Origin of the sequence: Secundilactobacillus similis DSM 23365 = JCM 2765, assembly GCF_001311075.1 — a bacterium.
Lineage (GTDB): Bacteria > Bacillota > Bacilli > Lactobacillales > Lactobacillaceae > Secundilactobacillus > Secundilactobacillus similis.
The window spans coordinates 17,889-31,049 of record NZ_BBAD01000005.1 but is presented as its reverse complement, the minus strand read 5'-3'; the positions used below and the strand labels follow the sequence as shown (position 1 = coordinate 31,049).

The 13,161-nt window shown below is 48.6% G+C and carries 11 protein-coding genes and 2 pseudogenes; 8 read left to right on the top strand and 5 right to left on the bottom strand.

The features are described from left to right. Positions 1 to 3: 3 nt before the first annotated feature. Together JCM2765_RS02070 and JCM2765_RS02065 are read left to right on the top strand one after the other, a co-directional pair. On the top strand, positions 4 to 1,353 hold the full coding sequence (locus tag JCM2765_RS02070) for a threonine/serine exporter family protein (protein WP_054733156.1): 1,350 nt from the start codon (positions 4 to 6) through the stop codon (positions 1,351 to 1,353). A 23-nt stretch (positions 1,354 to 1,376) separates the two neighbouring features. Beyond that, a complete protein-coding gene (locus JCM2765_RS02065) occupies positions 1,377 to 1,982 on the top strand; it encodes a pentapeptide repeat-containing protein (protein ID WP_054733153.1) in 606 nt (201 codons plus the stop codon). Between the two features lie 196 nt (positions 1,983 to 2,178). Here the strand turns inward: JCM2765_RS02065 and JCM2765_RS02060 are convergent. From JCM2765_RS02060 to JCM2765_RS02050, 3 genes and pseudogenes are all read right to left on the bottom strand, one after another. Continuing rightward, positions 2,179 to 2,936, bottom strand: a pseudogene (locus JCM2765_RS02060) (NADP-dependent (R)-specific alcohol dehydrogenase). An 819-nt stretch (positions 2,937 to 3,755) separates the two neighbouring features. Next, the gene (locus tag JCM2765_RS02055) at positions 3,756 to 4,742 is read right to left on the bottom strand and encodes an AI-2E family transporter (RefSeq protein ID WP_225351919.1); all 987 of its coding nucleotides are present in this window, start codon (positions 4,740 to 4,742) and stop codon (positions 3,756 to 3,758) included. Positions 4,743 to 4,813: 71 nt separating this feature from the next. Further along, on the bottom strand, positions 4,814 to 5,410 hold the full coding sequence (locus JCM2765_RS02050; RefSeq protein ID WP_054733150.1) for a TetR/AcrR family transcriptional regulator: 597 nt from the start codon (positions 5,408 to 5,410) through the stop codon (positions 4,814 to 4,816). A gap of 178 nt (positions 5,411 to 5,588) precedes the next feature. On the opposite strand from JCM2765_RS02050, the gene JCM2765_RS02045 reads away from it, so the two are divergent. Next, positions 5,589 to 6,503: an SDR family oxidoreductase gene (locus JCM2765_RS02045; RefSeq protein WP_054733147.1), complete on the top strand. Its 915-nt coding sequence runs from the start codon at positions 5,589 to 5,591 to the stop codon at positions 6,501 to 6,503. A gap of 75 nt (positions 6,504 to 6,578) precedes the next feature. Here the strand turns inward: JCM2765_RS02045 and JCM2765_RS02040 are convergent, their stop codons facing one another. Continuing rightward, positions 6,579 to 6,956 (bottom strand): MerR family transcriptional regulator, encoded by a 378-nt coding sequence (locus JCM2765_RS02040; protein ID WP_054733144.1) that lies wholly within the window; start codon positions 6,954 to 6,956, stop codon positions 6,579 to 6,581. Between the two features lie 63 nt (positions 6,957 to 7,019). After that, the gene (locus JCM2765_RS02035) at positions 7,020 to 7,889 is read right to left on the bottom strand and encodes a LysR family transcriptional regulator (protein WP_054733141.1); all 870 of its coding nucleotides are present in this window, start codon (positions 7,887 to 7,889) and stop codon (positions 7,020 to 7,022) included. A 113-nt stretch (positions 7,890 to 8,002) separates the two neighbouring features. On the opposite strand from JCM2765_RS02035, the gene JCM2765_RS02030 reads away from it, so the two are divergent. The 5 genes and pseudogenes from JCM2765_RS02030 (at position 8,003) to JCM2765_RS02010 (ending at position 13,138) form a co-directional block, all read left to right on the top strand. After that, positions 8,003 to 8,491, top strand: coding sequence for a GNAT family N-acetyltransferase (locus JCM2765_RS02030; protein WP_054733138.1), 489 nt, complete (start codon positions 8,003 to 8,005; stop codon positions 8,489 to 8,491). 456 nt (positions 8,492 to 8,947) lie between these two features. Next, positions 8,948 to 10,981: pseudogene (locus JCM2765_RS02025) on the top strand (ABC transporter ATP-binding protein/permease). 269 nt (positions 10,982 to 11,250) lie between these two features. After that, complete coding sequence (locus JCM2765_RS02020; RefSeq protein ID WP_054733135.1) at positions 11,251 to 12,516, top strand: sensor histidine kinase; 1,266 nt, start codon at positions 11,251 to 11,253, stop codon at positions 12,514 to 12,516. After that, positions 12,513 to 12,821 (top strand): response regulator, encoded by a 309-nt coding sequence (locus JCM2765_RS02015; protein WP_054733133.1) that lies wholly within the window; start codon positions 12,513 to 12,515, stop codon positions 12,819 to 12,821. The genes JCM2765_RS02020 and JCM2765_RS02015 overlap by 4 nt, the downstream gene beginning before the upstream one ends. Then, the gene (locus JCM2765_RS02010; RefSeq protein WP_054733131.1) at positions 12,818 to 13,138 is read left to right on the top strand and encodes a response regulator transcription factor; all 321 of its coding nucleotides are present in this window, start codon (positions 12,818 to 12,820) and stop codon (positions 13,136 to 13,138) included. The genes JCM2765_RS02015 and JCM2765_RS02010 overlap by 4 nt, the downstream gene beginning before the upstream one ends. Positions 13,139 to 13,161 lie beyond the last annotated feature (23 nt).

The following is a 13,161-nucleotide window of genomic DNA, read 5'->3' as shown; positions in this document are numbered from 1 at the left end:
CACATGGATAACCAAAAACCATCAAAATTTACTTACACCGTTTCACAGCACCACCACATGACGATTCCCTGGAAGTCATTTGCGCAAGATGAGGACCAACACGTTAAGGCCGCTCACGTTAAGGCGCGGGCGTCAATCGTTGGCCGTATCGGCATTCAAATGCTGTCGTGTGGTACTGGGGCCTGGCGCGTTCGCGATGCCATGAACACCGTTGCCCGGGAACTCAACCTGACCTGCTCCGCTGACATTGGCTTAACCAGCATCAACTACACCTGTTTCGATGCCGGTCACAGTTACTCGCAGGTGCTCGCACTGCCCAACACCGGCGTGAACACCGATAAATTATACACGTTGGAACAGTTCGTTAAACGTTTCCACACCGATTATGCTGACCTGACTGTTCGCCAGATTCATCAAAAATTAGATGAAATTCAAAATCGTCCCGGTCACTACAGCCCAGCTATCCGCGGTTTAGCTGCCGCCCTTGCCTGTGCCGGCTTTATTTTTCTGCTTGGCGGCGGTTGGATTGAAATGCTGTGCACCTTCGTTGGCGCCGGGTTGGGTAACTGGACCCGTGGCGCAATTGGTAAACACCGCGTCACCACCATCGCAGGCTTGGCCGTTGGGGTTGCCGTTGCTGGACTGGGCTACTTTTTGGCCTTTAAACTTCTGCAAATTGGGTTCCACGTACCCGGTCACCACGAGGCCGGCTACATTGGCGCCATGCTGTTTGTGATTCCCGGCTTTCCGTTCATTACAAGTTTCCTGGATATTTCTAAACTCGATATGCGCTCCGGTTTAGAGCGGCTGACTTACGCCTTGATGATCACCATTGTGGCAACGCTAGTCGGCTGGTTAGTGGCCCTCGGCGTGCATTTTCGACCCGAAGACTTTGCCCCACTTGGCTTAAGTTCACTCACGCTATTATTACTACGTTTGCCGGCCAGTTTTGCGGGGGTCTACGGTTTCTCGATGATGTTTAACAGCTCACAGAAAATGGCGATTACCGCCGGCGTGATTGGCGCCATTGCCAACACGCTCCGCCTTGAACTGACACAACTCACGTCCCTACCACCAGCTGCCGCAGCCTTTTGTGGTGCCTTGGTCGCTGGACTCCTCGCCTCAGCGATTAACCGCTACAATGGCTATCCGCGAATCTCACTAACGGTCCCATCCATCGTCATCATGGTGCCCGGACTGTACATCTACCGCGGTATCTACGCCATTGGCCTCAACAACATCGGCACGGGGGCTCTCTGGCTGACCCGTGCCAGCCTAATGATCATGTTCCTGCCACTCGGCCTGTTTGTGGCCCGCTTCTTGATGGACAAGAAGTGGCGGCATTTTGATTAAACTACCTCTAAAGGAGCTTCCCTATGCCTGATTACCCCATCGTTGAGGACCAAACACTGGCCTTTGACGATCTCCAACCAGAACATACTTACCAAAACTGTACGATTACCTATGCACACGAAGCAATCAAGTTAAGCGATTTGATCCTTGACCACTGTACTTTCCAGCAGGAGAATTTTTCCGCTGGCGAGTGGCTAGACTGCACGATTCGTCATTGCCGCTTTTTGAACGCGGATTTTAGAAACAGTCAATTTTATCGCTGCCACTTTGAAGCGGATCAGTTAGTTGGCAGCGACTTTGGCAACAGTCACCTCAAACAGGTGACGTTCCACGATGCTCAAGCTGACTACTGTAACTTTTCCGAAGCCAACTTGGACGACTGCCACTTTGAAACGACTCGGTTGCAGGAAAGTGTTTATCAAGCCACAACGATTAAACACGCCCTCAATTTTGACCGCTGCGACTTAACCGGCGCCGATTTTAGTGATACGGCGTTAAAGTCCGTTGATTTTCGGACCAGCATCATCGAAGATTTCCGGTTTACACCGCGGCTCGTTCGCGGTTGCCGAATCGATCCGCTTCAGGCGGTGCCGTTCGCGTTGGCGCTGGGCGTTACGATTGAAGATTAAACTAACCCAAAAAGCTCGCTGAATTCGACATCACGAATTCGGCGAGCTTCTTTGTTATAAGTGACAATGGCCAACCAACGGGGCACCGCCCATCAGTTGACCACTGTCAATTGAGAAATCCACTTCTTGAGAAATTCACTTCATTAACATCTCACAACAGCTTTAACGGCGCCTACTCCTACGTGTTAACCATTAATTATTGTGCTGTGTAACCACCATCGACAACGAATTCAGAACCCGTTGCAAACTTCGATTCATTTGAAGCCAAGTAAACGCACATGTACGCAATGTCATCGGGCTCCCCAATGTGCCCCATTGGCGTCTTAGTCCGTTCTGACATGGCTGCTTCAGCCCCCGGCAAGTCATCGACTAGTGGCGTTTTGATGTACCCTGGGTGAACCGTGTTGACCCGGACACCGTAGTCCTTCAAAGCGCAATCCAAAGCAGCTGACTTCGACATGATCCGAACAGCACCCTTCGATGCGTTGTAAGCACCCAAGTTAGGATCACCGATGAAGCTTCAATTGAAGACATATTGATGATTGAAGCCCCTAGGTTCTTATTCTTCATCCGTTGAATGGCCAAACGTGTGCCGAAGAATACGGCGTCCAAGTTGATGGACAGTAGTTTGTGCCATTCTTCCGTTGTCGTGTTTTCAATGCTCTTGTTGACAGCGATCCCGGCGTTATTAACTAACGTTGAAACGGGACCAAAGGCCTTTTCGGTTTCGTCAAACAAATCGACCCAGCCAGCTTCATCCGAAGCATCATGCTTGAAGAACCGAATCTTATCCGGTCCACCAATGCTAGCAGCGGCCTTTTCACCAACGTCGGCGTGGCGGCCAGTAATAACCACTTTTGCACCTTCGTCAACGAAACGCTTAGCAATGCCTAAGCCAATTCCTAACGTACCACCTGTAACGATTGCAACCTTACCTTTTAAACGATCTGTCAAACCGAACACCTCCAGCGAAATTACATCGATTGATGTTGATTTAAGGATAGCACCATTTTGACCAAAAAGATAGTGTTTTTCTTCACAAATAATCTTTTTTTGAAAGTATTTTGTTGCTATTACTCAATAATTAGAATAATGTAATGTACGCTGTTAACGTATGTTTACCAATGTATTAGTTACTTGCTATTGATAATAAAAACGATTTTAGTTCATTTAACTCGATATTTTCCAACGTGACAACAATCACATTCAAGCGTTTTTTCACTAAATGTAATTTGAAAATCGTTGACCAAAAAGAACCTAGTCGATGGTGGTTGACTAGGTTCTCTTTTTTAATTTAGTTGATTATTTTCAAGCGTGTTAGTTTGTGGTTGGTAGTTTTCAACCGCGTTTCTGTCCTCGAGCCTAAACGGGCTCCGCGAAACTGAAGGTTGCACCTAAGCCACTTTCACCACAAAGCCGAAAACCACGGCTTTCTGTTGGAAGTAACTTAGGCTCCACCTTCAACCCGTTTCGCTCCGCCCTCTCTTAAGGACTCTAGATTATGATCAATACTTCTTAACTGCTTTCCTGTCCTCGAGACTAAACGGGTTCCACAAAGCAGAGACTTGCACATAGGCTACTTCCACCACAAACCCCCAAAATCGGGGTTTCTGGTGAAAGTAACCTATGCTCCAGTCTCTAACCGCTTTGCTCCACCCTCTCTCCTCAACAACTCATTCTTCACCAATCGATAAATCGTCGCAGCGACTGGGACGCCCAGCAGCATGCCCACGATGCCACCTAAGCCGCTACCAATCGTAATGGCTGCTAAGACTAAGATTCCTGCAGGCCGATCGACGTGCCGACCACCCGTGGGTAGATTAAGTTACCTTCAACTTGTTGGAGAATCAAGATGTACACAATGAAGAACACCGCTTTAATTGGTGAGGTAACTGCAATTAACACGAAGCCAACGGTCCCACCAATCCAAGCACCAATCATTGGAATCAATGCGGTGACCCCCATTAACGCCCCAACAGAAACGGCGTCTGGAAAACGGAATAACAGCATCCCCAACATACATAGTGTCCCAAGAATGAAGCCTTCCAACACCTGGCCGGCAATGAAGCTTGAGAAAACTTGGTTGGTTTCTCGCAATACGTAATGCGTTTTCGTCACAAATTTTTCCGGTAAGAACGCCAACATCAAGCGGTCCAGTGTCCGGCCAATTTTTTCCTTACCCATGATGAGATAAATTGAAAAGATGAAAGCCAAAATAAAATTCATCAAGCCTTTCGTCAAACCGCTGAAAATCGATACCGTAGATGAGAACACCCCACTAGCACCCACCTGCAGGTATTTCATCACTTTCGACTGAATCGAGGTCCAGTCGAATTGACTGCTGGCTAACTTTTTCGTGATAGCCGTGCTCTGATCGAACTTCGTCAGCCACTGGTTCACATCGTTGATCGTACTTGGCAGCGCCTTGAAGAATCCACTGATGGCATCCACGAACTGTGGGATCACCAACCGCAAGACACCACTAATGATCAATAGAATGAGAATGATTGATACCACTAACACGATTGGTCGGCGAAGTCCCGCTAACCACTTTTGCTTGGTGTGTGGCCAGAACCACTTTTCAAGTTGCCGGCACAGCAAGTTCACGCAGTACGCCATCGCTGCCCCCAAAATCAATGGCATCACAACGTTGAACAAGTTGCCGATTGCACCAAATACTTGTTGTGGATAGATTACACAAACCAAAAAGATGGCGAAGACAACACTATATTTCACAACCTGTCGCTTCGATATGCTCATTTTATTTCCCCCTACGTCAAGTTTATTAGTCTTAGTGTACCCTACTCATTCCGAATTAAAAAGCGCTGATTTTAATCGGCAGCCGGCCCCTTGATACCCGACCAAAGTAAGTCATAGAACGTTTCAAACGAGTAGTCAGTTGGCTGATATAAGCCGCGTTTCAGGTTCAACGTATGGGTATGGATCATTGAAAAGACCAGTGACATGTGGACGTTGACCGGTACGTTGCGAATAACGCCCGCATCGACAGCTTCTTGCATCAACGTTTCAACAATGTTTTGCGTCCCCTGAACCGTTGCTAATAACGGATTACCGTCATCTTGACCCATCAAAAATTTAATCTGTTGAATCAACGTCAAACTTTCTGGATGATCAACGGCGTAATCAAAAATACCGCGCATGTAAAGCCGCAACCGCACTGGTAACGCGATTGTCTTGTCCGTCAGTTGATTCAAATCGCCAGCCGCCTGAATGCGTGCTTGCTCGCGCTGATAAACACTCAGCAGTAAGTCATCCTTATTCTTAAAGTAGAGGTACACGTTGGATTGAGAAATGCCAACCCGTTTCGCCACCTTCACCGTTGAAACGGCTGCCGCCCCTTCTTTGAGGATAATTGCCGCAGTCGCATCCTGAATGCGTACTTCTTTCGTTAAATCCTTTTTTCGCATGTTATTAACCCACATTTCCTTAAAATCATATCGCCAAAAATCCGGTCGTTAGTTCGTTTCTCCCAGTTTACGCAATTTTTTCGGAAGTACAAGCTTGACAAAGATAGCTCTATCTTTTATGATAGTGACATTCTAAAAAGATAAACCTATTTTTTAAAAATCAAAGGAGTTCCTCAAAATGAAAATTACCTTACTCGGTTCCCTCGGCAACGTTAACCGCATCGTCGTCCCGAAGCTCATCCAAGCCGGCCACGATGTTACCGTCATCACGACTAACGCTCAACGGGTTGCTACAATTGAAGCGTTAGGTGCCCACGCCGCAGTCGGTACCATGACCAATGCCGCGTTCTTAACTGAACAATTTACCGGTCGTGACGTTGTTTACTTAATGATTTCTGGCACCGCCCCAGACCTATTCGCTGCTGCTCAGCAACAAGCTGAGATTTTCAAGTCAGCAATTCAAAACGCCGGTGTTAAAAAAGTGGTTAACCTCAGCAGCATTGCCGCTCAAGACGAACCCGCTGGTACGCTGTACGCCTACCACTTCATCGAAGACGTCCTCTCCAGTTTGACTGATATCGACCTAGCTATCGTGCGGCCAACTGGGTTCTACAACAACCTCTACGCTAATTTACCAAGCATCAAAAAGGATCACGCCATCTACAGCAACGTCCCAGCAACTGTTGAACGAAAATACGTCTCACCAGTCGACATCGCTGCAGCCGTCTTTGACGTTTTAACCAATGTTCCAGCTGGCAAGACCATCCGTTACGTTGTTAGCGACACGTTTACGGGCGATGAGATGATTGCGGCTTTCCGCGAGGCTTTGGCGTTGCCAGATCTTAAATTGGTCGAGATCACTGATGACCAATTCGCAGCCTCTTTGCGTGCTAACGGCGTGCCGGACAGTATCGTTGACCCTTACGTTAAGAGCACCCAATATCAACGTCATCCGGAACAGCTCTACGCCGATCTCAAGCAACACCCCGTATTTGACGGTCAGGTTAAGTTAGCTGATTTTGCGAAACAGTTTGCGGCAGCCTATCGCGCTGGGGATGATGCGCCGAAGTCACAGACGGTGGTTAGCAAATAGCGCCAACTCACCAGCTTAGGACCATCATAAAAGCGGTATGACCTCCACATCAGAGTTCATACCGCTTTTTCAATTCTACCGCGTTAACTTTTTGGCTGCCCCTTCAACGTGATCATCATAGTGGGCAACCTTTTCCGAGATGCGATCATAAGTCTCTTGAACCTCATCCAAGTGCCGCTTAATGACTTCAAGCTGTTCGGTCAAGAGATCCTTGCGTGCTTGATGCGTCCGCTCCCCACCGGGATAGAGCGTGATGTATTCAATCAAATACTCAATTGAAACGCCAGCGCCCCGCATGCATTTAGCAAACGAAACCCAACCCAGATCTTCTTCATCGTAATCGCGATAACCAGCTGAATCCCGATGAACCGCTGGGATAGCACCGACCCGTTCCCAATAGCGGAGGGTGTCGGCGGGAATGTCGTACTGTTCGGAAACGGCTTTGATTTTCATTGTTGTCACCTGACCTTATTGTTATTGAAGCTAGTTTAAACCTTTGAGCTGGGTCTAGGGCAACTATTTTTCAGCAATCGGTTCAAATAAGTTTAAAAATGCCGTCAACTGCGGCGTTACCGCTTGATCACGTCGCGTCAATAAATGCGCGTGAACGTGGTTATCAATGTCCGTTGACACTTCAAACAACTCGCCGGCAGTTAGTTCCTGCTGAACCATTTTCCGTGGCAGATAACTAAACCCGATGCCATTAACGACTGTTGCTTTGATGGCCGCAATACTTGGTAGCATTATCGTTCGAAATTTGCGCTGATGTTGTTGCCACAGTGCGGTTTCAAACTGATTACGGTAACTGCAGTCCGGTTCGTTGATCACAAACGTGGCTGTTCGATCCGCCAGCAGTGCCTCGTAGGTTTGGTTGGCTTGACTCGTCACCAAGACGATATCTTGCAACCCAAGGTCATGATCAATTAAACGAGTGTCCGGTTGACTCGGCCACATCATAAAGGCTACATCAACATCGTGTCGCAGCAATGCTGCCTCATTGTGCAAGCAAGTGGCATTTTGCAACTGCAACTCCACCAGTGGCCACTGCTGCTGAAAGTGCTGAAGTTTAGCAGCCAGTAGCGAAATGGTCAGCGACTCTGGTGCTGCGATTCGCAAGCGACCCATCTCCTGCGTTCGGGTCGCCCAGTGGGCCACGTCATCGAAGCTGGTGAGCGTTTGTTCCACCAGTGGCAATAGGCGTTGACCCGCTTCGGTCACCTGAACCCGCCGCTGTTGATAAGTCAGTAATTTCGCACCGAGTTCCGCTTCCAATCGCTGAATCTGCATCGATACCGTTGATTGGGTATACCCTAATTGATCAGCCGCTTTCGAAAAACTTCGGGTCGCCACGATTGTCTTAAAGGTGAGTAGTTCTCGAATTTCCATCTCTTTACCCCTCTTATCAAAATAATTGATAATAACTATTGTAACTATCAATTTTCCAACTAACTGGTTTCAGCGTACACTAAAGCTATGCTAAACACAACGGAGGTTTCACAATGCAAATTCAATCCTATCAACCTAATCCACAACACCTCGCCGAAATCGTCGACGTCATCAACTACTGCCAAAATCTCGAGGCGCACCTCAACATCAAGATGGCTGAACAAGCAGACATTTTCGATATTCAAAACTACTACCAGGCTCGTGGTGGCGACTTTTGGTTGGCACTAGACGCTGACCACGTGGTGGGCACGATTGCGTTACTGCCAGTCGATGCCCACACTGCCGTTTTGAAGAAGTTCTTTACGTATCCGAAATACCGGGGTGAGCCTGTGCGCTTGGGACAGCAGCTCTACCAACAGTTCTTAGCGTTTGCGACAACGCACGGTTTTAGTCGCATCGTCCTCGATACCCCCGAAGGTGAGCATCGGTCACACCGGTTTTATGAGCGGCAGGGATTTCGGCAAATTACTGCTGAACAGTTGGGGGTGCGTTATGCTTATCCGGATCGGGAGTCGCGGTTGTATGAGTTGCGTGTGAATTAGCGATTGGGAAAACAGCCACTTTATCCTGATGTCATGCTTTTATCCGTTCGAAGGCCCACAGGACCCGGCCATATAAGCAGAGACGACCAAGATATGCCTAATTATTATCCTGGGTGATACTTGGCGACGTGTTTTGCTGTGACGTTTGTTTCGGCTTAGTTTGAACTGGTATTCTTAGGATTCCTTTTTTGATTCTGAAGTTTGTCAGCCTAACCACCTTCTGGCCACCACGCCGAAACGTGTGAAAAAATGTAGGACCCGGCCATATAAGCCAAGACGACCAGTAATCCCCCAAAACCGGGGATTACTGGTCGTCTTTACTTATATTCTGGGTCCTAAACGCATTTTTTCACACTCTGCCCAAAAGGGAAGCCAAACAATGTCCTTTCGACCGATGTTGCCCAATCTCATTCCCGTTATGATAGACCTACTTAATCAGTTAACGGGAGGCACTATATGAGTTATTTAGAACTACGGGACATTCATAAGTCCTACTATTTAGGGAAAGAGGAGTTTCCAGTCCTCAAAGGCATCGATCTGAACTTCGATTTAGGCGAGTTCGTATCGATCCTCGGGGAATCTGGTGGTGGGAAGTCAACCTTGATGAACATCATCGGTGGCCTTGACCGTCAGTTCCAAGGAAGCGTGACGGTGAACGGCAAACGCCTTGACCACAACGATGAAAAGGCCCTGGATACCTACCGCCGAGATACCATCGGCTACATTTACCAAGCCTACAATTTGATCAGTCACTTATCGGTTATCGACAACGTGCTCATTCCGTTGGATATGACCACCCTCAACAAATCCGAACGAGAAGCCCGCGCCATGCAGTTGCTTGAACGGGTCGGTTTGAAGGAGCAAGCGCACAAGTATCCCAACCAATTATCTGGTGGGCAAAAGCAACGGGTGGCCATTGCCAGAGCGTTGGCTAGTGATCCAAAAGTGATCATCGCCGACGAACCAACCGGCGCTCTGGATGCGCAAAACACTCAGGAAGTGCTCCAAATCTTGGATGACATCGCCGCTGAAGGCCGTTTGGTCATTGCCGTGACCCACTCACAATCTGTGGCTGACGCCGGTACTCGAATCGTTCACTTGGAAGACGGCCAAATCGACAAGGACACGAAGCTCCGAGATGCTTACGCAACTGACGAAACACCGCGGCTAAAATCTAAGTTACTGCCAGCATCCGTTTCCTACAAAACCGCCTATAAGCATTTCAAATACAACTTCTGGCGCAACTCCCTCATCGTGTTAGGGACCGCCATCGGCCTGTTTGCCGTGATGCTGTTCTCCGGCTTAGGCAACGGGATCAAGGGTTACATCAACAAACAGGTCAACGACATGGTTAACCCACAAGTGGTTTCCGTGAGTCGTTACCAAAAGACCAGTAAGTCGCTGCGGCTGATGCCCAAGCTGCCCCAAGTAGCAGTGGCGGTGCATCACAAGCTGGTCCATCCGCTGCAGCCGGTGGTGCTGCTACAACCAGCACCAAGAAGGTCAGCTTAACCGATAAACAAATCAACAAGCTGAAAAACCTCAAACATGTCGACCAAGTCGACAAGGTCTACTCGGCCAGTGGTGTAACAGCTAAGTACAGCGGTAAGACCGCTACCATCTCAACTCTGCAAAACTGGAACGCTAGCGCCACGACCAACACGATCAAGTACGGCCACAAACCAAAGGCCGGCGAAGTGTTGATCGACAAAAAGAGCGTTGCCAAGACCTTCTCGAAGAACGACTACAAGTCTCTAATTGGTAAAACCATCACCCTGTCCTACAAGACATTAAACAAGGATAACAAGATGGTCACCGTCAAGTTCAAGGCTAAGGTTGCCGGCATCACCAGCACCTCCAACAGCATGGGCATGGCCTTTGATAACTACGTCAACACGAAGACATTAACGTCGGCTATGAAAGCCAACAATGTCGATACCACTGCTTCTGGGGTTGCCGTGAGCGTTGATAAACTCGACAACGTGAACGCCACCACCAAGAAGATGAACCAACTCAAGATGAACGGCAAGCGACTCTTCACTGCCACTTCAGTTAGCTCGATTATCGGTACAGTTCAAACCTACGTTGACCTTGCCACTAACATTCTGGCCGCCATCGCTGCCATTTCATTAGTCGTTTCCGCACTGATGATCATCGTCACGATGTATATGTCAGTTAGCGCCCGAACTAAGGAAATCGGAATTCTCCGTGCATTAGGTGAAAGTAAAAAAGACATTCGCCGCCTGTTCATCAGTGAATCTCTGATTATTGGGGTCTTGAGTGCCACTTTAGCCACAGTCGTTGCGATTGGCGGTGAACTGCTCACCAACCACTTACTGGCCTCGATTGCAAACTTTGCCTTCGTTCAAATTACGATTGGTAACGTGGTCACGGTCTTCGTGATTGCCCTTGTTATCTCCTTGTTAGCAGCAATGCTACCAGCGGAGTGCCGCAAAGCTGAACCCAATCGACGCCTTATCAGCAGACTAATATCAAAAATAGTCAAGGAGGCGATGCCCGTCAAAAACTCAACCAATTGCGTTAATGAAGTGTCATCAAGCGATTTCTCTCAAACCAATAATTAACCGTCACTGGCGCTCCCCTCGTCAATGACGCACTAACTTAATTTACTCCCACAAAACATCTATTCCAAAAATACCAGCTTGCGGTCGTTGACGGGCCCAAGCTGGTATTTTTGCGATATGTAACTGGTGTATAATTTGAGTCAATTAAACCATTTGAAGGAGCTGAACTTTTCCATGACCCAACCTACCGAAGCACAAAAGATTCAGACGTTACGCGCGATTCGTGGCCCGCTGATCGTCTGGATGATCATGATCGGGTTTGTGGCCGTTTATGTGAGTACCAGCGCAATTGCGCTGATTCGCACCCATATTTCAAACAAACAATTTCAACTGCTATCACGGTATGCGCCATCGCATCAATCCTTAATTCCGTTCTTTATCCTCCTAGCAACCGTCTGTCTGATTGCGACGATTTGGTTTGGACCCAAACTTTATCAGCACCGGCGTTACCTATTAATTGGTTGTCCCATGCTACTACTGCTGATTTACATTCGATTTATGCCCACCAGCGCACCCGTGTTGATGATTGGGACCTACCCCGTATTTACCATCGAATCAATCGTTGCTTACAATAACTCGAAAAGAATTTTACGGTATGTCACCACCGTTTACCTCTTCATGTGGGGGGCCTACTCGATTGCGGTCGGTTGGATGATGGCGCTTGTGACCCTTGAGTCCTTCGGGTTTGTGATGATGATGGTCTTCTACTACTGGCGCTTCTACCAACGCCAGGTTCAGGAACGCGAGCGGGTCGAGAATCTGTACACTGAACTGCAACTCGCTTACACACAGGTTGAAACCTCCACCATCCGCGCCGAACGCCAACGGGTCGCCCGTGAACTCCACGACACCCTCACGCAAGGGTTAGCGGGCACGGTCATGCAGCTGGAAGCTGCCAAGAGTTTTTTGGAACAGGGAAATACCGAGCGCACCGCCGAGATTATTGATAACAGTATCGACGTGGCGCGCGGTGCCCTCCACGAATCGCGAATCACCTTAACCGACCTACGGAGTACCACGGAAGAAAGTTTGCCAGCCCGACTGCATTTAGTTACCGAAGCGATTCGAAAAAACTACCAAGTGACGACAACCACCAAAATTAACGACATCCCGGACTATTCACCGAGTCAACTCACCGAAATTACGCGGATCGTCACCGAAGCGTTAACCAACGTGGCGAAACACGCTAACACCGACCAAGCACTGTTAACTAGTAGCCTCCACGATGACATCTTCAAACTCAAAATTATCGACTTTGGTGCTGGGTTTGACATGTCATCGCAGTCTAAGAAAAAAATGGCAGGCCACTTTGGTTTACAGGGTCTTCAAGAACGGGCAACCCGTCTAGACGGCGTCATTACCGTTGTTAGCGCGCCAGACGAAGGGACCACCGTCACCCTCACCATGCCAGCCACCAGAAAGGAACTTGCTAACTCATGATCAACTTACTGATTGTCGACGACCACCAGATTTTGCGGGCGGGACTCGAACTCATTTTTGAAACGGTTTCGGATATCAACGTGCTTGGAACGGCGAACGATGGCGAAGCCGGTCTGCAACAGGTCGCTTCGCTGCATCCCGACCTCGTCCTCACTGATATTCGCATGCCGAAACTGGACGGCATTGCGATGATGCGTCAACTTCATGATACTGACCCAGACCTACCCATAGTGGTGCTCACAACCTTTGATGATCAGGAACCGATTCAGCAAGCTATGCAGCTTGGTGCAAAGGCTTCTTATTGAAAGACGCCGATAAAGACACGATTCTTCGCGTCATCCGCGGGGCAATGAAGGGTGAGACCTACATCGAACCCCGAATCGCCGGGAAAGCCTTTGCGCCTGCCAAGCCTGCTGAACCCACAATTGACCTGTCACCCCGGGAACACGCGATTTTAACGCAGGTTGCTCAGGGTGAGCACAGTAAGGAAATTGCAGCCGATTTGCACGTGAGTGAGCGGACGGTGAAGTCGCATTTAACTAGTATTTATAATAAACTGGGCGTTTTTTCCCGGGCTGAGGCGGTGGCAAAGGCGTTGCAGTTGGGGTTGATTGAGTTGTAACTCATATTTCTGACGCAAATAGC

What these genes read in the sequence shown, in the direction of transcription:
- JCM2765_RS02070 (WP_054733156.1), top strand. Translation starts at nt 4, where the DNA reads ATGGATAACCAAAAACCATCAAAATTTACTTACACCGTTTCACAGCAC.
- JCM2765_RS02065 (WP_054733153.1), top strand. Translation starts at nt 1,377, where the DNA reads ATGCCTGATTACCCCATCGTTGAGGACCAAACACTGGCCTTTGACGAT.
- JCM2765_RS02055 (WP_225351919.1), bottom strand. Translation starts at nt 4,742, where the DNA reads ATGAGCATATCGAAGCGACAGGTTGTGAAATATAGTGTTGTCTTCGCC.
- JCM2765_RS02050 (WP_054733150.1), bottom strand. Translation starts at nt 5,410, where the DNA reads ATGCGAAAAAAGGATTTAACGAAAGAAGTACGCATTCAGGATGCGACT.
- JCM2765_RS02045 (WP_054733147.1), top strand. Translation starts at nt 5,589, where the DNA reads ATGAAAATTACCTTACTCGGTTCCCTCGGCAACGTTAACCGCATCGTC.
- JCM2765_RS02040 (WP_054733144.1), bottom strand. Translation starts at nt 6,956, where the DNA reads ATGAAAATCAAAGCCGTTTCCGAACAGTACGACATTCCCGCCGACACC.
- JCM2765_RS02035 (WP_054733141.1), bottom strand. Translation starts at nt 7,889, where the DNA reads ATGGAAATTCGAGAACTACTCACCTTTAAGACAATCGTGGCGACCCGA.
- JCM2765_RS02030 (WP_054733138.1), top strand. Translation starts at nt 8,003, where the DNA reads ATGCAAATTCAATCCTATCAACCTAATCCACAACACCTCGCCGAAATC.
- JCM2765_RS02020 (WP_054733135.1), top strand. Translation starts at nt 11,251, where the DNA reads ATGACCCAACCTACCGAAGCACAAAAGATTCAGACGTTACGCGCGATT.
- JCM2765_RS02015 (WP_054733133.1), top strand. Translation starts at nt 12,513, where the DNA reads ATGATCAACTTACTGATTGTCGACGACCACCAGATTTTGCGGGCGGGA.